14 protein-coding genes and 2 pseudogenes are annotated in these 20,788 nt (G+C 74.0%); 8 read left to right on the forward strand and 8 right to left on the reverse strand.

The genetic code is table 11. The features are described 5' to 3' along the window. Window positions 1-15: 15 nt before the first annotated feature. Window positions 16-2,604 carry an ABC transporter permease gene (locus SACTE_RS26365; protein WP_014049069.1) on the reverse strand — a complete coding sequence of 863 codons (2,589 nt, stop codon included), beginning with the start codon at window positions 2,602-2,604 and terminating at the stop codon, window positions 16-18. After that, entirely contained in the window at window positions 2,601-3,311 is a 711-nt protein-coding gene (locus SACTE_RS26370; RefSeq protein ID WP_014049070.1) for an ABC transporter ATP-binding protein, read from the reverse strand. The genes SACTE_RS26365 and SACTE_RS26370 overlap by 4 nt, the downstream gene beginning before the upstream one ends. 163 nt (window positions 3,312-3,474) lie before the next feature. Between SACTE_RS26370 and SACTE_RS26375 the strand changes: the two genes are divergently transcribed. After that, complete coding sequence (locus SACTE_RS26375) at window positions 3,475-4,704, forward strand: sensor histidine kinase (RefSeq protein WP_014049071.1); 1,230 nt, start codon at window positions 3,475-3,477, stop codon at window positions 4,702-4,704. Continuing rightward, window positions 4,692-5,351: a response regulator transcription factor gene (locus tag SACTE_RS26380; protein WP_014049072.1), complete on the forward strand. Its 660-nt coding sequence runs from the start codon at window positions 4,692-4,694 to the stop codon at window positions 5,349-5,351. The genes SACTE_RS26375 and SACTE_RS26380 overlap by 13 nt, the downstream gene beginning before the upstream one ends. A gap of 62 nt (window positions 5,352-5,413) precedes the next feature. On the opposite strand, the gene SACTE_RS26385 is transcribed toward SACTE_RS26380, so the two are convergent. Further along, entirely contained in the window at window positions 5,414-6,667 is a 1,254-nt protein-coding gene (locus SACTE_RS26385) for an MFS transporter (RefSeq protein WP_014049073.1), read from the reverse strand. Window positions 6,668-6,790: 123 nt separating this feature from the next. Here SACTE_RS26385 and SACTE_RS26390 point away from each other — a divergent pair, with 123 nt between their 5' ends. Then, a complete protein-coding gene (locus SACTE_RS26390) occupies window positions 6,791-7,753 on the forward strand; it encodes a LysR family transcriptional regulator (protein WP_037758854.1) in 963 nt (320 codons plus the stop codon). Window positions 7,754-7,987: 234 nt separating this feature from the next. Here the strand turns inward: SACTE_RS26390 and SACTE_RS26395 are convergent, their stop codons facing one another. Continuing rightward, window positions 7,988-8,374 carry a VOC family protein gene (locus tag SACTE_RS26395; RefSeq protein WP_014049075.1) on the reverse strand — a complete coding sequence of 129 codons (387 nt, stop codon included), beginning with the start codon at window positions 8,372-8,374 and terminating at the stop codon, window positions 7,988-7,990. A gap of 100 nt (window positions 8,375-8,474) precedes the next feature. Here SACTE_RS26395 and SACTE_RS26400 point away from each other — a divergent pair, with 100 nt between their 5' ends. The 3 genes from SACTE_RS26400 to SACTE_RS26410 all read left to right on the forward strand — a co-directional run bounded on the left by SACTE_RS26400 (window position 8,475) and on the right by SACTE_RS26410 (window position 11,286). Continuing rightward, a complete protein-coding gene (locus tag SACTE_RS26400; RefSeq protein WP_014049076.1) occupies window positions 8,475-9,119 on the forward strand; it encodes a nucleoside/nucleotide kinase family protein in 645 nt (214 codons plus the stop codon). Window positions 9,120-9,273: 154 nt separating this feature from the next. After that, the gene (locus tag SACTE_RS26405; protein ID WP_014049077.1) at window positions 9,274-10,416 is read left to right on the forward strand and encodes a M24 family metallopeptidase; all 1,143 of its coding nucleotides are present in this window, start codon (window positions 9,274-9,276) and stop codon (window positions 10,414-10,416) included. A gap of 336 nt (window positions 10,417-10,752) precedes the next feature. Next, window positions 10,753-11,286 (forward strand): MarR family winged helix-turn-helix transcriptional regulator, encoded by a 534-nt coding sequence (locus SACTE_RS26410; protein ID WP_014049078.1) that lies wholly within the window; start codon window positions 10,753-10,755, stop codon window positions 11,284-11,286. A 73-nt stretch (window positions 11,287-11,359) separates the two neighbouring features. On the opposite strand, the pseudogene treZ reads toward SACTE_RS26410, so the two are convergent. Next, a pseudogene (treZ, locus tag SACTE_RS26415) lies at window positions 11,360-13,119 on the reverse strand (malto-oligosyltrehalose trehalohydrolase). A gap of 217 nt (window positions 13,120-13,336) precedes the next feature. Here treZ and SACTE_RS26420 point away from each other — a divergent pair. Continuing rightward, window positions 13,337-14,683, forward strand: coding sequence for a GH1 family beta-glucosidase (locus SACTE_RS26420; RefSeq protein WP_014049080.1), 1,347 nt, complete (start codon window positions 13,337-13,339; stop codon window positions 14,681-14,683). 7 nt (window positions 14,684-14,690) lie between these two features. Here SACTE_RS26420 and SACTE_RS26425 read toward each other — a convergent pair. Then, window positions 14,691-15,077 (reverse strand): annotated as a pseudogene (locus tag SACTE_RS26425) (hypothetical protein); the annotation flags it as partial. Window positions 15,078-15,284: 207 nt separating this feature from the next. On the opposite strand from SACTE_RS26425, the gene SACTE_RS26430 reads away from it, so the two are divergent. Then, on the forward strand, window positions 15,285-15,851 hold the full coding sequence (locus SACTE_RS26430; RefSeq protein ID WP_026359100.1) for a DUF1707 and FHA domain-containing protein: 567 nt from the start codon (window positions 15,285-15,287) through the stop codon (window positions 15,849-15,851). Between the two features lie 21 nt (window positions 15,852-15,872). On the opposite strand, the gene treY is transcribed toward SACTE_RS26430, so the two are convergent. Beyond that, complete coding sequence (gene treY / locus SACTE_RS26435) at window positions 15,873-18,251, reverse strand: malto-oligosyltrehalose synthase (RefSeq protein ID WP_014049082.1); 2,379 nt, start codon at window positions 18,249-18,251, stop codon at window positions 15,873-15,875. A 125-nt stretch (window positions 18,252-18,376) separates the two neighbouring features. Then, a complete protein-coding gene (glgX, locus tag SACTE_RS26440) occupies window positions 18,377-20,542 on the reverse strand; it encodes a glycogen debranching protein GlgX (protein WP_014049083.1) in 2,166 nt (721 codons plus the stop codon). Between the last annotated feature and the right edge of the window lie 246 nt (window positions 20,543-20,788).

Here is a 20,788-nt window from a genome sequence, read left to right on the forward strand (position 1 = left end):
CCCGGCGGCCTCCCCTCAGCGGCCCGTACGGGCGGGCAGGAGCGTCCCGGCCGCGGCCGCCACGACGACGGCCAGCACCAGCGCCCCGTACCGGGCGGGGACCATGTACGGTGCCGAGCCGGCCAGCGCCACCGAGAACGCCGTGAGCGGGACCGCGGCGACCAGGGTGCCGATCGCCAGCCCGGCGAAGGCGACCAGCGCCGTCTCCAGGACCAGCATCCGCGTCAGCTGCCCGCGTCCGGCGCCCACCAGCCGCAGCAGCCGCAGCTCACGGCGGCGGCCCACCGTGATGAGGGTGAGCGTGCTGACCACGGCCAGCAGCGCGAACCCGCCGATCACCCCGACACCGATCACCACCAGCGCGTCGTCCTGCCCGGACGTGGCCGGGGCGGACCGCACGGCGTCGTCCGTCGCCGGACCGATCCGGACCCCGCCGTACGGGGCGAGGGCGTCCCGCAGAGCCGTGGCGGCCGCCTCCGGCCCGGTGCCGTCCGTGCGGACCAGGACCGCCTGGTCGCGGGCGGCCGACACGTGGTCCACGAGCGCCTCCCGGGGGAACAAAAACTCTCCGACACCCAGGGAACGTTCGTAGACGGCGACGACCCGGGGCGCCACCTTCGTACCGTCACCCAGACGCAGCTCCACCCGGTCCCCGACGCCCGCGTCGAGTCCGTCGGCCCGGTCGGCGCCGAGCGCCACCGTGCCGGTGCCCGTGAGGTCGGCGAGGTCGCCCGCAGTCACCCCGGGGTCCACCGTGCTCGCCAGCTGACCTGCCGTCACCCCCAGCACGGGCAGCCGGTCCAGCACCGGTTCGCCGGCCTCCCGGTGCGCCAGGAGCACCGCCGAGCGCAGGACCCCCGTGGCCGCCGCCACCCCGGGCGTCCCGCGGACGGCCCCGGCCACCCCGTCCGGCAGCCCGCCCGCCGGGCCGGTCACCATCAGGTCGGCCCGCAGCGCCGCGGCGGCCTGCCGGTCGGCGGCCCGCTCCAGCGTCGACGCCGCCGCCAGCTGCACGCACACGAACGCCGTCACCAGCACCACCGGAGTCAGCGCCGCGCCCAGCCTGCGGGTGTGCGCGGCACCGGACCTGGCCGCCAGGAAGCCGGAGACCCCGGCGGACCGGCGCATCGGAGCCCCCAGCACCCGGACCGCCACCTCCGCGATCCGGGGGCCCAGCAGCGCCACCGCGATGACCAGCGAGGTCGCCGAGCCCGACGCGGCGAGCGCGGCGGCCTGGCCGCCCTGGGTCGTCGCCAGCCCGGCCGAGCTGACCCCGGCCAGTGCCAGGAGGAGCCCCGCGACCGTACGGAAACGACCCGGGTCGCTCGGCTCGGCGGCGCCGGCCTCCCCCAGCGCGGCGGACGGCCGCAGCCGCGTGACGCGCCGGGCGGCGAGCATCGCCACGGGCCGTGCGGCCAGGGCGACCACCAGCGCCCCCACCGCACCGGCGCCGAACGGCAGCCACAGCGGTACGGGCAGCGGCAGCGCCTCGGTGCCCAGCAGAGACCGCATCAGGAATCCGAGCGGCACCGACCCGATCCCGCCCAGCACCGCGGCCGTCGCCGCCACCCGCCCGGCCTCCCGGCCGACGGCCGACCGCAGCTGACGCGGGGAGGCGCCCACCGCACGCAGCAGCGCCAGCTCCCCGGAACGCTGGTGGACGGCCTGGGCGATGGTCGAGGAGATCACCAGCAGCGCCACCAGCACGACCGTCCCGGCGACGGAGGCGAGCATCGCCAGCAGATCGTTCCGCCCGGCCGGCGCGTCCACCCGCTCGCCCTCGCCGCGCTCCGCGCCGGTCAGCACCCGCACCGCGCGATCCTGGTCCGTCGCGTCGGGGAGGGCGGCGCGCAGCGCGCCCCGCAGAGCCTCGGGGGAGACGCCCCGCTCGGCGACGACGCCGATCGCGTCGACCGTACGGGGGTGCCCGGCCAGTGCCGTCAGACGCGCCTCGGTGAAGAAGACGGCCGGGGCTGGGGTGCCGCCCCGGGACTCGGCGAGCCCGCTGACGGTGTACTCCCGGGCGGGACCGCCGGCCCGGAGCGTCACCGTGCCGCCCGGCCCGGTGCCGGCCGGGGCCGACGCCGCGTCCAGGACCACCTCGTCGTCCCCGTCCGGCGCCCGGCCACCGGTCAGCCGGTACGGGGTGAGCGCGGCCGACTCCCAGGAACGGCCGGTCGCCGCCGTCCCGTCGCCCAGCGCCACCGGCACCGAGTCGTCCGCGACGGCCGCCGCCACCCCGTCCACCGCCGCGGTCTTCGCCACCAGCGCCCGGTCCAGCCGCACCCGCTCCGGCAGGTAGGCGGACACCGTCCTCGGCTCGCTGCCCCAGGGCTTCGCCGTGTACGACACCTTCTGGTCCGCCGCCACCACCGCGTCGGCGCCCGCGTACCGCTCCACCGGAGGCCGCGCCGACAGCAGCGAGCCGAGGACGAGGGCGAACGCCCCGAGCAGCGCCGCCGCGGCACCCGCCGCCGCGAACACCGCGGCCCAGGCCCGCCGGTGGGCGGCCAGTGAGCGCCGCGCGAGGAACGCCGACGCCCGCCGCGAGCCCGACCGCGCGGTGACGAGCGGAAGCTGTTCCTTCCGGGTGAGGGTGCTCATCGCAGCCGCCCGCCGTCCATCGTCAGCACGGTGTCCGCCCAGTCGGCCGCCGACGGGTCGTGGGTGACCATCACGACCGTACGGCCGTCGATCCGCACCGCGTCCCGCAGCAGCGCCAGCACCAGCGCCGCCGACCCGGGGTCCAGCGACGCCGTCGGCTCGTCGGCGAAGACCACATCGGGTTCCGTCACCAGGGCCCGGGCCACCGCGACCCGCTGCTGCTGTCCTCCGGACAGCGTCGACGGGCCGTCCGGGCCGCGTCCCGCGAGCCCCACCCGGGTCAGCAACTCCCGGCCCCGGTCCAGGACGTCGTCGGATGCGGGGTCGGCGCCCGCCAGCACGAGCGGCAGGACGACGTTCTCCTCGATGCTCAGGGAGGGCACCAGGTTCAGGGCGTGGGACTGGAAGACGAACCCCACCCGGTCCCTGCGCAGCCGCGTCAGCGCCGCCTCCGACAGCGCGCCGAGGTCGGTACCCCCGATCCGCACGGTTCCCGACGTCGGCCGGTCCAGCCCCGCCGCGCACTGGAGGAAGGTGCTCTTGCCCGAACCGGAGGGACCCACCACCGCGGTGAAGCTCCCGGCCGGCACCACGCAGCTGACCGCGTCCAGCGCCGCCGACCCCCGGCCGCCGTAGCGCCGGCTCACCGACTCCAGACTCAGCGCGGCCGCGCCCACCGCCGTGACCGTATGCACCGTCGACTTCACTGTCCCTCTTCCCCAGTACGTCTGTGACCTGCAAGAACGCTAGGCGCGCGCAGGCTGCGCGGCGAGGGTGCGCACTCCCGGACCGGGGGTTCAGCAGGCACCACCACGGCCGGGGGGAGCACCCCACTCCGCCCGGGAGGCAGCCCCCGTACGGTGGTCCTCCATGAGCTCCACTCCCGTGCCGTTGCAGGCGGCCGTCCAGCGGTCGTGGGAGGCCTCGCGCTTCCTGTTCACCGGTCTCCTGCTGGGCCTCGCCACCTACGTCCTCACGTTCCTCGTGGTGGTCGTCCTGATCTTCGCCGTCCTGGTCATCGGCCTGCCCGCGCTCCCTGAGGCCACCAAGCTGCTGCGCGGGCTCGCCGAGTCGGAGCGGCGCAGGGTTGCCGCGAGGCTGGGCGTGCCCTACCGGCCGGCGCGGTACCTGCCTCTGGACACAGGGGAGTTGAGCGAGCGGGTGCGCCGGGTCCTCACCGATCCCGCGACCTGGCGTGATGTGCTGTGGCTGCCGTTCCAGGCCGTCGTCGGGGGCGCCGCCGCCTACCTCGCGATGGTGCTGTGGCCCGTCGGGCTGCTCGTGGACGGGATCGCCCTGCCCGCCGCGCATCTGCTGGACCGGCGGGCGGCCGACGAGTACGGCACGCCGCCCCCCGTACGCCGGGGCTGGGTGCTGCGCTGGCTCCCCGTCCTCGCCGACCTGTCGGCCAGCTGGAACCGGTCGATCCTCAACCCCCCGGTGCCCGCCGGCCTGGAGGAGCGCATCGCCCAGCTGACGGAGAGCCGTGCCGGAGCGGTGGAGGCCCACGGCGCCGAACTGCGCCGCATCGAACGCGATCTGCACGACGGAGCGCAGGCCCGGATCGTCGCCCTGTCACTGCGCATCGGGCTCGCCAAGCAGCTCCTCGACCGCGACCCGGCAGCCGCCAGGGACCGGCTCGACGAGGCCCAGGACGGCGCCGACGCCGCTCTCGCGGAGCTGCGGCACGTGGTGCGCGGCATCCATCCGCCGGTGCTGACGGACCGTGGACTGGCCGGTGCGGTAAGGGCGTTGGCGGCCGACGTGGCCGTCCCCGTGGAGGCCGGACTCGACGGGATGGAGGACGGCCGGCGGCTCCCCGCCGCGATCGAGGCCGCCGCCTACTTCGTGGTGGCCGAGGCGCTCACGAACATCAGCAAGCACAGCGGGGCGACGGCGGCGACCGTCCGGATCAGCAGGGGCGCGGGCACGCTGCGCGTCCGCATCGGCGACGATGGTCACGGCGGCGCGGACGAACGCGCCGGCAGCGGGCTGGTCGGGATCAGGCGGCGGGTCGCCGCCCTGGACGGGACCACCCGGATCAGCAGCCCCGTCGGGGGGCCTACGGACATCGAGGTGGAGCTGCCGTGCGGATCGTGATCGCCGAGGACAACGCGTTGCTGAGAGAGGGCATCATCCTGCTGCTCACCAGCTCGGGCCACGAGGTGGTCGCCGACGCGGCCACCGGCCCCGAGGTGCTTCCGGCGCTGCTGGAACACCGCCCGGACGCCGCCGTCCTGGACGTACGCCTGCCCCCGACCTTCCGTGACGAGGGCCTGCGCGCCGCACTCGCCGCCCGGGCCGAGCTGCCCGACCTGCCGATCCTGGTGCTCTCCCAGTACGTCGAGGAGACGTACGCCGCCGAACTGCTGGCCAGGGGCGCGCAGGGCATCGGCTACCTCCTCAAGGACCGGGTGGGCCGCGTCGACCAGTTCCTCCAGGCCCTGGAACGGGTCGCCGCGGGCGGCACCGCGCTCGACCCGGAGGTGGTCTCCCAGCTGCTGACCCGCAAGGCATCCGCGCGGCCGTTGCAGAGCCTCACGGCCCGGGAGCGCGAAGTGCTGGAACACATGGCGCAGGGCAAGGCCAACGGCACGATCGCGGCCGAACTCGTGGTGTCGGAGCGGGCGGTGAGCAAGCACATCGGGTCGATCTTCGCCAAGCTGGGTCTGGAACCCGACGACGGCACCGTGCACCGGCGGGTCCTCGCCGTCCTGGCCTATCTGGAGGGCCGGAACAGCCCTTAGGCCTGTCGGGCCTGAGCGCCTGTCGGTGGCCGCTGGCCGACCGGGGGCCACCCGACAGGCTCTCAGCCGTAGGACACCCCGACGTCCCGGGCCGGAGCGGCTGCCGCCGGACCGGACATCTGCGCCCGTCCGGGCAGCAGGAGCGGGGTGGCGAGCAGGAGGACGCCGGACGCGGTGATCGCGCCGAGCGGGCCGATGAGTGTGGCCAGAGCGCCCCAGACCACCATCAGGGCGGCCTGGAGGAGTCTGCTGCTCGCACTCCACGCGCTGATGACCCGGGCGGTGCGGTCCGCGGGGGTCCGCCGCAGGCGCTCCGTCGCGTGGACCGGATTGAAGACGCCCATGCAGGTGATCAGCAGAGCCTCGACGACGATCACGACGAGGAGTCCGGTGACGCCGGGGTGGACGAACGCGAGGCCGAGCGGGAAGAACGAGCGCAGCCGGCCGGAGACGGTCAGGACCCGGTAGCGGCCGTAGCGGGCCACGAGGCGCGCGGAGAGACGGGCTCCCACGAAGCCGCCGAGCGCCGGGACGCCGAAGGCGAGACCGTACTGCCAGGCGGGGACGTGGTAGCGGCCCAGCAGGAGGACGGACAGGAGCGGGAGCGTGGCCATGATGAGGCCGCCGACCAGGACCGAATTGAGGAACAGACCCCTCAGGACGCGGTCGCGGATGATGAGGCGCCAGCCGCCGAGGAGGTCGGAGCCCCGCAGCCCGGTGGCCCCCTCGCGCGGTGCCGCGACGTCTCCTCCACGGATGCGGAGGACCCCGAGCGCGGACAGCAGGTAGCTGAGGGCGTCGGCCACGACGGTGACGACCGGGCCGAGCAGTCCCATGAGCGCTCCGCCGAGGGGCGGTCCCGCCGCGGTCGCCACCCAGCTGGTGCCCTCGAGCCTCCCGTTCGCCACCAGGAGCTGATCGCCGCGGACCAGATACTTCAGATACGCGCCGGACGCGGCGGTGAACGTGATGCCCGCGGTCTGGGAGACGACCGCGACGACCAGCAACTGGCCGTAGGAGAGCACCCCGAGGACGTACGCGACGGGAACACTCGCCGTCGCGGCGAACCGGATCAGGTCCGTCGTGATCATCACCGGACGCTTGGCCCGGTGCTCCACCCACGGTCCGAGCGAGACGGCGACGACGGCCGCGACGGCGGGCCCGGCCGCCTCCAGGAGCGACACGGCGAACGCCGACGAGTCCAGCACCCGGACCGCGATCAGCGGGAACGCGCCGAAGGCGATCCAGGTGCCGTACGTACTGACGGCGTAGGCCGACCACAGCAGGCCGAACTCACGCCCCGACCGCACCCGCATGTGACTCCCTCGCGACAACCGGTGTTGGGGTCCCGGCATCACACCGTCCGCAGGGGCACGGGATCAAACAACCGACTTCCGGGCGAGCCACAACCGTTGGTTGAGTACCTCTATGCTGGCTCGATGGATACCGAAGCGGTGCGCACCTTCGTCCGCGCGTCCGAGCTCGGACAGCTGGGCCACGCGGCCGACGAGCTCGGCGTCACCCAGCAGGCCGTGTCGAAGAGGATCGCGGCCCTCGAACGCGTACTCGGCGTCCGGCTGTTCACCCGCACCGCCCGGGGCGTCGAGCTGACACTCGACGGCCAGGCGTTCCTCCCGCACGCCCGGAACATCGTCACCGGTGTCGACCGGGCCGTCACCGCGGTACGACCGGACTCACGCGCCCTTCGGATCGACGTGCTCGGCCTGCGGTCCGCGCAGGCGGTCGTCCTGCACGACTACTGGCGGTCGCACCCGGAGACCGACCTCGACGTGGTGACCCTCCGCGTCGACGACCCGCACGTGGCGGTCGCCGCCGTCCGGGCGGGCGACGTCGACGCCTCGTTCCGCTCGGTCACCGATCCGGCCACCCTGCCGCACGAGGTACGGATGATCCACGCGTTCGGCTCCCCGCTGGAACTCCTCGTCGGCCCGAGGCACCCGCTCGCCTCCGCACGGACCCTGACCCCGGCCCAGCTGCGCCGGCATCGGATCTGGGTACCGGGCATCGCGCCGCGCAGCGAATGGGCGGACTTCTACGATCAGCTCGCCACCGCGTTCGACCTGCGCATCGACGCCGCGGGCCCCAACTTCGGCAACGAGGTGCTCCTCGACATCCTCGCGGACTCCGCGGACGTGGCCACCCTCGTCGGCTCACGGGACCGCTACCTCTGGCCGCCCAACCACGACCTGCGCCGCATCCCGGTGGTGGATCCGACGCTCGTCTACCCGCTCTCGCTCCTCTTCCCCCGCACGGACCCGCACCCGCGACTCCAGGCCGTCATCGACCACTTCGCGAGCCTGGTACCGCTCCCCGAGGCGGTCTGGCTCCCGTCCTGGGCGGCGGCACCACGCCGCAGCGACGCGGGCGCCGCGCGGACCTGACGCCGACGGCCCGCCCCGCCCAGGCGGCCCGCACCGCCCCCGGTGTGCTCCCCGCCCGGGCCTCGGGCCTGGTGGCCCGGCGCGCGGGCGTCGTCATGACCGTCGCCTCGTTCGACGCCGCCGACGGCCGCGTCACCCGGATCCGGGCCGTCCGCAACCCGGAGAAGCTGCGGCCGTGGGGGCGCCGGGCACGCCTTAGGCGGCCGCCCCGCGCACCCGGGCGCTCGGGGCGGCTCAGGCCGGCTGCAACAGGTCCCACCGGTTGCCGTACAGGTCCTCGAAGACGGCGACCGTGCCGTACGGCTCGTACCGCGGCTCCTCCAGGAAACGGACCCCGGCGGCCCGCATCCGTTCCAGGTCGCCCGCGAAGTCCTCGGTGTGCAGGAAGAAGCCGACCCGGCCGCCCGTCTGCGCGCCCACCGCGGCCCGCTGCGCCTCGTCCCTGGCGCGGGCGAGCAGCAGCCCCGTGCCGCCGGTGCCGCGCGGACGCACGACCACCCAGCGCGAGCCGTCGCCCCGGTCCGTGTCCTCGACCAGCTCGAAGCCGAGCGCGTCCGTGTAGAAGGAGACGGCTTCGTCGTAGTCGTGGACGACGAGCGTGACCAGGGCGATGAGGGACATGGGTCCTTCCGATTCCTCGGCAGTGCGGCACGGATGGACGTGCGGAGTGGTTATACGTAACACTAACGCGGTGCCGGGGCGGCCGGGGACAATGCCCGCCATGGACACGAGCGCCCCCGGCCCCCATCCCGACCTCGCCCGCCTGACGGCCCGCGCCCGGCGCCTCGCCACCACGGGCGGCCGCCGCGTCCTCGGGATCACGGGGGCGCCCGGCTCCGGGAAGTCGACCCTGGCGGCCCGGCTCGTCGACGCGCTCGACGGTCATGCGGTCCTCGTCCCGATGGACGGTTTCCATCTGGCCGGGGCCGAGCTGGCGCGGCTCGGGCGGGCGGAGCGCAAGGGCGCGCCCGACACCTTCGACGCCGCCGGGTACGCGGCGCTGCTGAGGAGGCTGCGCCACCCCGAGGGACCTGACCCCGTGTACGCGCCGGCGTTCGACCGGGAACTGGAGGAGCCGGTCGCCGGATCCGTGCCCGTGCCCCCGGACACACCGCTCGTCGTGACCGAGGGCAACTACCTCCTGCTGGACGAGGGGCCCTGGGCGCCGGTACGGGGGCTGCTCGACGAGGTGTGGTTCCTGGACACCGACCCGGAGCTGCGGGTACGCCGCCTCGTGGACCGGCACGTGCGGTTCGGCAAGCCCCGCCCGTACGCCGAACGCTGGGTCGCCGGGTCCGACGAACGCAACGCCCGTCTCGTGGAACGGCACCGCGACCGGGCCGACCTCGTGGTGCGGATGCCCTGAGCGGGCACGTACCCCGGCGGGCACGCACCCCGGCCGGCCCGCACCCCGGCCGGGGCCCGGGACCTCCCCGGGGCGCGTCCCGATACCGTTCGCATCGTCCGGGCCGGGCGGGCAGGATGCTGTGTGCCGTGCCGCCGTCCCGCAGGAGTGCTCCATGACCAGCCCCAGCACCACCCCCGGCCAGCCTCTCCCCTTCACCGCCGACGACTACCGGGCGCGGATGGCCCGCGCGGCCGAGGCCGCCGACGAGGCCGGACTCGCGGGTGTCCTCGTCGCCCCCGGGCCCGACCTGGTCCACCTGACCGGCTACCGCCCGACCGCCGCCACCGAGCGGCTCACCCTGCTCGTCCTGCGGGCCGGCCACGATCCCGTTCTGGTCGTCCCCGCCCTGGAGGCGGCGGACGCCGCACACGCGGCCGGTGCCTCCGCGCTCACCCTGCGGGACTGGACGGACGCCGTCGACCCGTACGCCCTGTCCGCCCGACTGCTGGGCCCCAACGGCCGGTTCGCGGTCAGCGACAACACGTGGGCCCTGCATCTGCTGGCCCTGCAGGACCTCCTGCCCTCAACCTCCTACGCCTCCCTGACCTCGGCCCTGCCGATGCTGCGCGCGGTGAAGGACGAGGCCGAGCTGGAGCGGCTCGCCGCGGCGGGGGCCGCCGCCGACGCCACGTACGAGCGGATCCTGAAGGTCCGCTTCTCGGGCCGCCGGGAGACCGATGTGGCCGCCGACCTGGCGTCCCTCCTGCGGGAGCACGGCCACGAGCAGGTCGACTTCACCGTGGTCGGTTCCGGCCCGAACGGAGCCAACCCGCACCACGAGGCCGGGACACGCGTCATCGAGCGAGGCGACATGGTGGTCCTGGACTTCGGTGGCCTCAAGCACGGTTACGGCTCCGACACCTCCCGTACGGTGCACGTCGGCGAGCCCACCGCCGAGGAGCAGTCGGTCCACGACCTGGTGCGCGAGGCCCAGGAGGCGGGTTTCGGTGCCGTACGCCCCGGGGCCGCCTGCCAGGACGTCGACCGGGCGGCCCGCGCCGTGATCACCGAGGCCGGTCTCGGCGAGCGGTTCATCCACCGCACCGGCCACGGCATCGGCGTCACCACGCACGAACCGCCCTACATGATCGAGGGCGAGGAACAGCCACTGGTGCCCGGGATGTGCTTCTCGGTGGAGCCGGGCGTCTACCTCCCCGGCCGCTTCGGGGTCCGCATCGAGGACATCGTCACCGTCACCGAGGACGGCGGACGGCGGCTGAACACCACCCCGCGCGAGCTCGCGGTCGTCGAGTAGACCGCCATCGGCGCGCGGTCGAGCCGGTCGACCACGCCCCGTACGGCCCGGTGTTCCACGGCCAGTCGGTCCAGCACCGGATCCAGCCGCGGGTCGGACCGGCTCAGGTACGGGAGGAGGTCCTCGTCCGTCCCGGCCGTACCGGTGGTGCGGGCCGACGGCCGGTCCGGTGGGCCGACTCGTCCCATGGCCGCACGGTGGACCGGCGGACGCCGCTGCACGGTGTGGGACGCACGGTGAGCGGCCCGGAGCCGTCCGCCGCAATCAATAGCGCCAGGAAATCATTACCTGAGGTCATCCTTACGTCCGGCTACTGTCCCCGGGTAGCATGTGACCATGAGCGAAACCACCGAGCGCGGGCCCGACGGAGCCGCCCCCGCGGGGGGCGAGGACCCGGTGCCCCGCCCGCCGGGCCTGCTGGCGCTGCCCTCCTACCTCGTCGGCCATGCGGCCCGCATCGGCCATGACGCGCTGGTCGGTGCGGTGGGGCGGTACGGCCTGCGGCTGCCGCACTTCGCGACCCTCACCGCGCTCGCGGATTTCGGCCCGCTGCCCCAGCACGTGCTGGCGGATCGGCTGGGGTTCCAGCGCAGCCACCTCGGGGCGTACCTCGACGTGGTGGAGGAGCGCGGCCTGGTCCACCGGGCCCGGGACAAGGCGGACCGGCGCAGGCAGGTGGTCGGGCTGACCGAGGAGGGCGCGGCGCTCCAGCGCCGGCTGCTCGCGGGGGCCCGGGAATCCCAGGACGTGTTCCTGGCGGCCCTCGCCCCGGCCGAACGCGACACGCTGACCGGGCTGCTCCGCCGCCTGCTGGACGCGGACGACCGGTCGCGCGGTGCGGCGGTGGGCACGCGCACGGAGGCGAGGTAGGGGGTGCGGGCCCCGTCACCGGGCGGCGCGCGGCCGCTGCCCGGTGGATTGACGGGCCGTCAGGCGAGTCGGCTCACTCGTCGGCCAGCACCACGCAGGACTCCGGCGGCATACGCAGCACACCGTCCGCGCCCGGAGCCTCGACCGGCGTCCAGGCGGCCAGCACCCGCCCCCGCCCGTGCGGTGCCGCCCCAGGCCCAGCGGGATGGCGGCCGGCGCGTCGGCCAGGTTGACCGCGACCCGCAGATCCCCCCGGCGGTAGGCGATCCAGCGCGCCTCCTCGTCGTACGCCGTCCGGACCGCGGCCAGGTCCGGGTCGGACAGGTCGGGCATGGCGTGGCGCAGCGCGATCAGCTCGCGGTACCAGGCCCGCATCCGGGCGTGCGGTTCACGCTCGGGCTCGCTCCAGTCGAGGCACGAGCGGGCCCGGGTGCCCGGGTCCTGCGGATCGGGGACGTCCTCGGCCGCCCACCCGTGCTCGGCGAACTCCCGCCTCCTGCCCTCGCGTACGGCACGTGCGAGCGCCGGATCGGTGTGATCGGTGAAGAACTGCCACGGGGTGCGGGCGCCCCACTCCTCGCCCATGAAGAGCATCGGGGTGAACGGCCCCGTGAGCACCAGGGCCGCCGCGCACGCCTGGAGTCCGGGGGAGAGGGACGAGGAGAGCCGGTCGCCGAGCGCGCGGTTGCCGATCTGGTCGTGCGTCTGGGAGTAGCCGACGAAACGGTGGGCGGGAGCACGGGTGATGTCGACGGGCCGGCCGTGGGTGCGGCCCCGGAAGCTGGAGTACGTGCCGTTGTGGAAGAACGCGGCGGTCACCGTCTTGGCGATCGCGGCCAGCGGGGCTGCGGCGAAGTCGGCGTAGTAGCCCTGGGACTCGCCGGTCAGCGCGCTGTGCAGGGCGTGGTGGAAGTCGTCGTTCCACTGGGCGTGCAGGCCGAGTCCGCCCTCGGGCCTCGGTGCCGTCGTCCGAGGGTCGCACAGGTCGGACTCGGCGATCAGCGGCAGCGGACGGCCCACCTCCGCCGCGAGCGCGTCGACCGCCGCGGACAACTCCTCCAGGAAGGTCAGCGCCCGGCCGTCCGCCAGCGCGTGCACGGCGTCCAGCCGCAGCCCGTCGAGCCGGTAGTCCCGCAGCCAGGCCAGCGCACTGCCCAGCAGGTACGCGCGAACCTCGTCCGAGCCCGGGGCGTCGAGGTTGACGGCCGAGCCCCACGGCGTGTGGTGGGTGTCGGTGAAGTACGGGCCGAAGGCCGGGAGGTGGTTGCCGGACGGGCCCAGGTGGTTGTGCACCACGTCCAGCACGACGGCCAGACCCAGACCGTGCGCCGCGTCCACGAAGCGCTTCAGGCCCTCCGGCCCGCCGTACGGCTCGTGCACCGCCCACAGCGACACGCCCTCGTAGCCCCACCCGTGCGTGCCCGGGAAGGGGCAGACCGGCATCAGCGACACATGGGTGATGCCGAGGTCCACCAGGTGCCCGAGCCGTTCGGCGGCCGCGTCGAAGGTGCCGGCCTCGGTGAACGTCCCGATGTGCAGCTCGTACAGGACGGCGCCCGGCAGCCCGCGTCCGGACCACTCGCCGCGCCAGTCGTACGCCTCCTGGTCGACCACCGCGCTCTCGCCGTCGGGCCCGTCCGGCTGGCGGCGGGAGCGCGGATCGGGCAGGACGGGGCCGTCGTCGAGGACGAAGCCGTAGCGGTCGCCGTCCACCGCCTCGGCCTCGGCCGTCCACCAGCCCGCACGCAGCGGATCGCGCTCCATCGGCCGCCGCCCGTCGGCCGTCGCCAGCAGGACCGACGCGGCCTGAGGGGCCCACACCTCGAACTGCATCCACCACTCCTCGTCCACGAACCGACAGGCCCGCCCCGGGCCCCATGATCGGCGGAATGCGCACGCACGGCCCCCGGGACACTGGAGCGAGTCCGTATCTGGCGATTAAGGTCTGGTCCTGATCATTGCCCTACCGGCTTGTGCTCATACGTGGCGGACACGGGCAGGAATACCCGGAACGAGTACCAGGTCCCTCTGACGGCTGCTGGAGGCCGAGATGACCGTGCCGACCTTTCCCCCCGGTTTCCTCTGGGGAGCGTCCGCCTCCGCCTTCCAGACCGAAGGCGCCCACGACGCCGACGGCAAGGGCCTCTCCGGCTGGGACGCCTTCGCCGCGCAGGGCCGGATCAAGGACGGCACCGACACCACCCGGGGCACCGGCTTCCACGAGCACTACCGGGAGGACGTCGCCCTGCTCGCCGGACTCGGCGCGGACGCCTTCCGCTTCTCCGTCAGCTGGCCCCGGGTCGTCCCCGCAGGCAGCGGCGCGCTCAACCCCGCGGGCCTGGACTTCTACGACCGGCTCGTCGACGAACTCTGCGCCCACGGCATCACCCCCGCCCCGACGCTCTACCACTGGGACACCCCGCTCGCACTCGACGAGGAGGGCGGCTGGCTCAACCGGGACACCGCCTACCGCTTCGCCGAGTACGCGGGCATCGTCGCCGAACGCCTCGCCGACCGCGTCCCCATGTGGATCACCATCAACGAACCGGCCGAGGTCACCCTGCTGGGATACGCGCTGGGCGAGCACGCCCCCGGCCGCACCCTGCTCTTCGACGCGCTGCCCGCCGCCCACCACCAACTGCTCGCCCACGGCCTCGCCGTACGGGCGCTGCGCGCGGCCGGCGCCGGGAACATCGGCGTCGCCCTGTCCCACACCCCCGTCTGGACGGCCGGCGAATCGGACGAGGACCGCATGGGCGCGGAGCTCTACGACACCCTCACCAACTGGCTGTTCGCCGACCCCGTGCTCACCGGCCGCTACCCCGACGAGGGCTTCGCCGCGCTCATGCCGGGCCCCTTCGAGGACGACCTCGAGGTGATCTCCACCCCGCTCGACTGGTACGGGGTCAACTACTACAACCCCACCCTCGTCGGCGCCCCGAAGCCGGAGGCCCTGGACTCCTTCTCCGGCTACAGCGTGCCGGAAGGACTCCCGTTCGGGATCCGCGCCATAGAGGGGTACGAGACCACCGACTTCGGCTGGCCCGTCGTCCCCGAAGGGCTCGCCGAGACGCTCGGGCAGCTCCGCGACCGCTTCGGCGACCGGCTGCCACCCGTGTACATCACCGAGAACGGCTGCGCCGTCGACGAACCCGTCGCCGACGGCCGCCGCATCGCCTACCTGGAAGGACACCTGGAGGCACTGCGGACGGCCATCGACGCGGGCATCGACGTACGCGGCTACTTCACCTGGTCACTCACCGACAACGTGGAGTGGACCGAGGGCGCCGCCAAGCGCTTCGGGCTCGTCCACATCGACTACGAGACGCTCCGGCGCACTCCCAAAGAGTCCTACGCCTGGTACCGCGACGTGATCCGGGCCCAGCACGCCGGCTGACACCGCGTCACATCAGATGGACGCGCTCCTCCACGATGCGGTGCCCGGCCCGGGCGAACGCGGTGGCCATCGGCACGTTGCCCAGGTCGGTCGCGGCGGACGCCAGGTCCGCCTGGCCGTGGGCGTCCAGGGCCCCCTCCGTCACCGGAGCCGTCAGGGCGACCAGGTCCTCCCGGTCCTCGACCTGACGGGAGATCAGGCGACCGCTGCCCTGGGGGACGGGCGTACCCGCCCGCCAATCCGGGCGCCGCTCCACCGGGATCCGGGCACCGCTCGCCTCCATGACCCGCAGCCGGGCCTCGACCACCTCACGGGCGGCGGGGTCCTCGCGCCGGCCGGGCGGGACGAACCGGCCGTACTCGGGCCGGGGCGCACCGGCGGGTGTCACCGCGGCCGGAGGCCAGGTCGGGTGAGGAGGGGTCACAGACGCTCCGGAACGCGGTTCACCGGCGCGGGTCGGCGACGGCGGGCGTGACAGTAGCGACCCGGCGGCCCCGCCGTCGGGCGATCACCGCCCCCTGGGCCGCTGGTGCCCTGGTCAGGAGGGCGAGAAGCGTTGTTCTTCTGGACACCTCAGCCCTGTCGGCCCGACAATCGCATGGTGACGTCATCCTTCGAGCACTCCACGTACCCCGCGCGGCTGTCCGACGCCCAGCGCGACCGTGCGCTCGACGCACTCAGGGACGGCGTGGCCCAGGGCAAGCTCTCCCAGGACACCTTCCTGCGTCGGATGGAACTCGCGCTCACCGCCCGGCGCTCCGAGGACCTCGCGGTGCTCACCGCAGACCTGGACACCGGCGGGCGATGGGCGTCCGGTCTCTTCCGCGTGGTCGGCGGGGTGTCCGCGTTCCCGGCGCGGCTGCGCAGGGCCTGGCAGTCCGAGCGGCTGCCCAGACTCCTGCTGCCGGTGCCCGGCCCGCATCCGCTGCACATCGGCCGCGACCCCGGCAACGGACTGCGGCTCAGCCACGAGACGGTATCGCGCCGGCACGCCGAGCTGATCGCCCACGGCAGCCGGTGGATCCTGCGCGACCTCGGCTCCACCAACGGCACCTGCGTCAACGGCCAGCGGGTCATCGGCTCCGTCCCGGTGCGCGAGGGAGACCAGGTCAGCTTCGGCCGCATGACCTTCCTGCTCTCCGCACCCGTGCAGGGCCCGCCGCTCTGACCGGGCCCCGGGACATACGCCTCACACCCTGACGAGCAGCGCCACCGGCCGGTCCGCGAACAGCTCCGCCACGGCGGCCTCGGGGCCGGTGAACTCCCGCCCCGGTGCGAGCAGGTCGCGCCACGGGCCCGCGTCGGGCAGCGTCAGCGCCGTGTCGCGCCAGCCGCCCTCCTCCGCGAGCCGCAGTGACAGCCGCGTCACCGCCGTGACCACCTCACCGGACCGGCAGAACGCCAGGCAGTGGGCGGCCGCCGGGCCCCGCGCGGCGAGCGGGGCGTAGGTTCCCGACCCGTCGAAGAGCTCCGGGCGCTCCCGGCGCAGCCGCAGGGCCGCCGCGGTGACCTCCGCCTTGGCGTCCTGGCCCTCGGGCGGTTCGGCGAACGGGCGCCGGTTGTCCGGGTCGACCAGGGCGATGTACTCACGCTCCGTCCCCTGGTACAGATCGGGCACCCCCGGCATCGTCAGGTGCACCAGCGCCGCCCCCAGCACATTGGCCCGCACGGAGGGCTCCAGGGCCGCCGAGAACCGGGTCAGCGCCGAGCGGGCCTCGCCCGAGTCGCTGCCCGGACCCGCCGCCACGAAGTCGGTCACCGCACGCTCGTACGCCGGGTCCGGTTCCGTCCAGCTGGTGAACAGGCCCGCCTCCCGGACCGCCTTCAGCAGCGCCGGCTCCAGCCGGCCGGCCGCCTCCCCGGCCGGCAGCCCCGCACAGCCGTACGCCGACTGCCAGGCCTGCCAGGCCAGCTGCGGATCCGGCGCCGCCACCCCGGCCGCCCGGGACAGCTGTGCCACCAGGGCGGCCCAGCGCTCCGGGCACTCCGACAGGACGGCGATCCGGGCCCGGAGGTCACCGCTGCGCTTGGTGTCGTGCGTGGTCAGCACCGTGCCGGTGGCCGGCCAGTCGCGGGAGAGGCGGGCGCAGTACGCGTGGAACTCCTCCGGGCCCACGGCCGGCCGGCCCGGGTCGCCGCCCACCTCGGTCGCCGAGATCAGCGGGACGTACCGGTAGAACGCCGTGTCCTCCACCGACTTGGCGTGCAGTGCCGAGGCCGTCTGCGCGAACCGGGCACAGAACGCGGCATGCCCGGCCCCCGCGCCCAGCCGCCCCAGCGCCAGCTCCCGGACCACGTCCACGGCCGCCGCCTCCTGGGGCACGGAGAAGGCGGCCTTCGCGTCCCGTACCGCCTGGGGCGGCAGCGTCGACTCGGCGAGCTCCGTGGGCGGGCCTCCCGCCGTGACGTACGGGCGGTAGACGGGGACCCGCACCAGCAGCTCCCGGATCGCCGTGCGCAGCGCCCAGGGGGCGTGGTCCCGCAGCGCTGGATCCTCGTCGCAGGCCCGGACGGCGAGCCGGGTCAGCCACTCGGTCTCGGCGGCCAGCTCGTGGGTGACCACCCGGTACGCGGCCCGGCGCACGGTCGCCGTCCAGTAGCCGCCTCGGTCCCCCGGGGGACCCGCGAAGTCCCGGTAGCGGCCCAGCAGGTCCGCCGCGCCCGCCGGGTCCGTGAACAGCCCGTCGATCCGGTGCAGGGCGTCGTACCCGGTCGTCCCCGCGACCGCCCAGCCGGCCGGCAGGACCTCCTCTGCGGTGAGGATCTTCTCCACCACCGTCCACCGCCCGCCGGTGGCCTCACCGAGCCGTTCCAGGTACGCGGCGGGATCGGCCAGCCCGTCCGGGTGGTCGATGCGCAGCCCGTCCACGGTGCCGTCGGCCAGCAGTTCGAGGATCTTGACGTGGGTGGCCTCGAAGACCTCCGGATGCTCGACCCGGACACCGATCAGGTCGGAGATGGTGAAGAAGCGCCGGTAGTTCAGCTCCGTACGGGCCAGCCGCCACCAGCCCAGACGGTAGTGCTGGGCGTCCAGGAGCCGGGGCAGCGGAAGGTCCTCGGTGCCCTCCCGCAGCGGGAACTCCTGCTCCCCGTAGCGGAGCACCGGGGTGCCGTCGTCCCGGGTGCCGGTCTCGAAGCGGTCGCTCTCCTCACCGATCCGACCCGCGAGGACCGGCAGCAGCACCTTGCCGCCGCCCGCCTCCCAGTCGATGTCGAACCAGCGGGCGTACGGGGACTCGCGGCCCTCCCGCAGCACCTCCCACAGCGGCCGGTTGTACCGGGCCGAGGCCGCCATGTGGTTGGGCACGATGTCCAGGACCAGCCCGAGCCCGTGCTCGCGCGCCGTCGCGGACAGCTCCCGCAGGCCCTCCTCGCCACCGAGCTCGGCCCGGACCCGGCTGTGGTCGACCACGTCGTAGCCGTGCGTGGAGCCGGGCACGGCTTCCAGGACCGGGGACAGATGCAGATGGGAGACACCGAGCCCGGCGAGATAGGGCACGGCGCCGGCCGCGGCGGCGAACGGGAAGTCCGGCTGGAGCTGGAGCCGGTAGGTGGCGGTGGGCGTCATGGCCTCGTACGTACCCAGCCTGACGGGTTCTGTGTCACCCGGAGGCCCGTGGGGCGCCGGGCCGGCCGCCCCCGTGACCCGATCGGCCTACGCCGCGGCCCACGGGGGGCGGTCCGCCGCCCGCGTCACGCCGGGCGCTTGAGCACCGTCAGACTGCGCCCGACCAGGGTCACCCGCTCGCCGGCCGCCACCTTCGGCCCGGCACCCGGCGCCACCCCGTCGGGGATCGCCGTGTCCACGACGACCTGCCAGCGCTTCCCGTGGTGCGTGGGCACCGTGAACTCCAGGGTGTCCGCGCTCGCGTTGAACATCAGCAGGAACGAGTCGTCCGAGATCCGCTCGCCGCGCGGACCCGGCTCCGAGATGGCGTGCCCGTTCAGGAACACCGTCATGGCCTTCGCGTGCGCGGCCTGCCAGTCCCGCTGGGTCATCTCGTCGCCCCGGGGCGTGAACCAGGCGATGTCCGACAACTCGTCGTGCGTGCCCTCCACCGGGCGGCCGTGGAAGAACCGCCTGCGCCGGAAGACCGGGTGGTCGCGGCGGAGCCAGACCATGGCCCGGGTGAACTCCAGCAGGCTGGTGTCCGACCCTCCGGCCTCCGCGCCCTCCTTGCCGCCGTCGCCCTGGGCCTGGGCGGCCGCCGGATCGGGCCAGTGCACCCAGGAGAGCTCGTTGTCCTGGCAGTAGGCGTTGTTGTTGCCGCGCTGCGTACGGGCGAACTCGTCGCCGTGGCTCAGCATCGGGACGCCCTGGGAGAGCATCAGGGTGGCGATGAAGTTGCGCATCTGGCGGCTGCGCAGCTCCAGCACCTCCTTGTCCTCCGTGGCGCCCTCCGCGCCGCAGTTCCACGAGCGGTTGTGGCTCTCGCCGTCCCGGTTGCCCTCGCCGTTGGCCTCGTTGTGCTTGTCGTTGTACGAGACCAGGTCGTGCAGTGTGAACCCGTCGTGGCAGGTGGTGAAGTTGATCGAGGCCAGCGGGCGCCTGCCGTCGTCCTGGTAGAGGTCCGAGGAGCCGGTCAGCCGCCCCGCGAACTCCGCCAGCGTCCGGGGCTCGCCCCGCCACAGGTCGCGGACCGTGTCCCGGTACTTGCCGTTCCACTCGGTCCACAGCGGCGGGAAGTTGCCCACCTGGTAGCCGCCCTCGCCCACGTCCCAGGGCTCGGCGATCAGCTTCACCTGGCTGACCACCGGATCCTGCTGGACCAGGTCGAAGAACGACGACAGCCGGTCCACCTCGTGGAACTGCCGGGCCAGCGTGGCCGCCAGGTCGAAGCGGAACCCGTCCACATGCATCTCGGTCACCCAGTACCGCAGCGAGTCCATGATCAGCTGGAGCACGTGCGGGGACCGCATCAGCAGGGAGTTCCCCGTGCCCGTGGTGTCCATGTAGTACTGCGGGTCGTCGGTGAGCCGGTAGTACGAGGCGTTGTCCAGGCCTCGGAAGGAGAGCGTCGGCCCCAGGTGGTTGCCCTCGGCCGTGTGGTTGTAGACCACGTCGAGGATCACCTCGATGCCCGCCTGGTGCAGCGCCTTCACCGCCTGCTTGAACTCCAGCACCTGTTCGCCGCGGTCACCCCAGGAGGCGTACGCGTTGTGCGGGGCGAAGAAGCCGATGGTGTTGTAGCCCCAGTAGTTCGCGAGGCCGGCGTCGGCGAGGCGGTGGTCCTGGACGAACTGGTGCACCGGCATCAGCTCGATCGCGGTGACGCCCAGCTCCGTCAGATGGGCGATGATCTCCGGGTGCGCGAGCCCCGCGTACGTACCGCGCAGCTCTTCGGGCAGGCCCGGGTGAAGCATCGTCAGGCCCTTGACGTGGGCCTCGTAGATCACCGTGCGGTGGTAGTCCGTACGGGGACGGCGGTCGTCGCCCCAGTCGAAGTACGGGTTGACGACGACCGAGCTCATGGTGTGCGGCGCCGAGTCGAGGTCGTTGCGCTCGTTCGGCTTGCCGAACGGGTAGCCGTACACCGCCTCGCCCCACTGGATCTGCCCGGAGATCGCACGAGCGTACGGGTCGAGGAGCAGCTTCGCCGAGTTGCAGCGCTGCCCGCGCTGCGGCTCGTACGGGCCGTGCACCCGGAAGCCGTAGCGCTGGCCCGGCATCACACCGGGCAGATAGGCATGACGGACGAAGGCATCGGTCTCGCGGAGCTCCACCGCCGTTTCTGAACCGTCGTCGTGCAGCAGGCACAACTCGATCCGGTCGGCGGCCTCCGAGAAGACCGCGAAGTTGGTCCCGGCGCCGTCGTACGTCGCGCCGAGGGGATACGCCTGTCCCGGCCAGACCTGCATAGATAGGACTCTTCCACTTCTGATCCGGGTGCTTCGGGGTTCTTGACCCGATAATCCCCGAAAGATGCGTCTGTACCTAGTAGGTCGCCCGGTGCGGCCGGGTCCCGTCGTCACGGATGCTGCCCAGCCGGTCAACTTCGGACACCTCGGGACCGCCCCGAGAGTGACACCGGGCCGACAGCCCGTCGCGCCGCCCGGTATGCCGTGTGCGCGGGGTGTGCAATCCCTATGAATCGGCTCACTCCC

The sequence above is a fragment of the Streptomyces sp. SirexAA-E genome, assembly GCF_000177195.2.
Lineage (GTDB): Bacteria > Actinomycetota > Actinomycetes > Streptomycetales > Streptomycetaceae > Streptomyces > Streptomyces flavovirens.

Excerpts from the sequence above, each read along its gene's own strand:
- SACTE_RS26385 (WP_014049073.1), bottom strand. The coding sequence starts at position 6,667 with ATGCGGGTGCGGTCGGGGCGTGAGTTCGGCCTGCTGTGGTCGGCCTAC.
- SACTE_RS26390 (WP_037758854.1), top strand. The coding sequence starts at position 6,791 with ATGGATACCGAAGCGGTGCGCACCTTCGTCCGCGCGTCCGAGCTCGGA.
- SACTE_RS26405 (WP_014049077.1), top strand. The coding sequence starts at position 9,274 with ATGACCAGCCCCAGCACCACCCCCGGCCAGCCTCTCCCCTTCACCGCC.
- SACTE_RS26420 (WP_014049080.1), top strand. The coding sequence starts at position 13,337 with ATGACCGTGCCGACCTTTCCCCCCGGTTTCCTCTGGGGAGCGTCCGCC.
- SACTE_RS26400 (WP_014049076.1), top strand. The coding sequence starts at position 8,475 with ATGGACACGAGCGCCCCCGGCCCCCATCCCGACCTCGCCCGCCTGACG.
- glgX (WP_014049083.1), bottom strand. The coding sequence starts at position 20,542 with ATGCAGGTCTGGCCGGGACAGGCGTATCCCCTCGGCGCGACGTACGAC.
- SACTE_RS26365 (WP_014049069.1), bottom strand. The coding sequence starts at position 2,604 with ATGAGCACCCTCACCCGGAAGGAACAGCTTCCGCTCGTCACCGCGCGG.
- treY (WP_014049082.1), bottom strand. The coding sequence starts at position 18,251 with ATGACGCCCACCGCCACCTACCGGCTCCAGCTCCAGCCGGACTTCCCG.
- SACTE_RS26395 (WP_014049075.1), bottom strand. The coding sequence starts at position 8,374 with ATGTCCCTCATCGCCCTGGTCACGCTCGTCGTCCACGACTACGACGAA.
- SACTE_RS26375 (WP_014049071.1), top strand. The coding sequence starts at position 3,475 with ATGAGCTCCACTCCCGTGCCGTTGCAGGCGGCCGTCCAGCGGTCGTGG.
- SACTE_RS26410 (WP_014049078.1), top strand. The coding sequence starts at position 10,753 with ATGAGCGAAACCACCGAGCGCGGGCCCGACGGAGCCGCCCCCGCGGGG.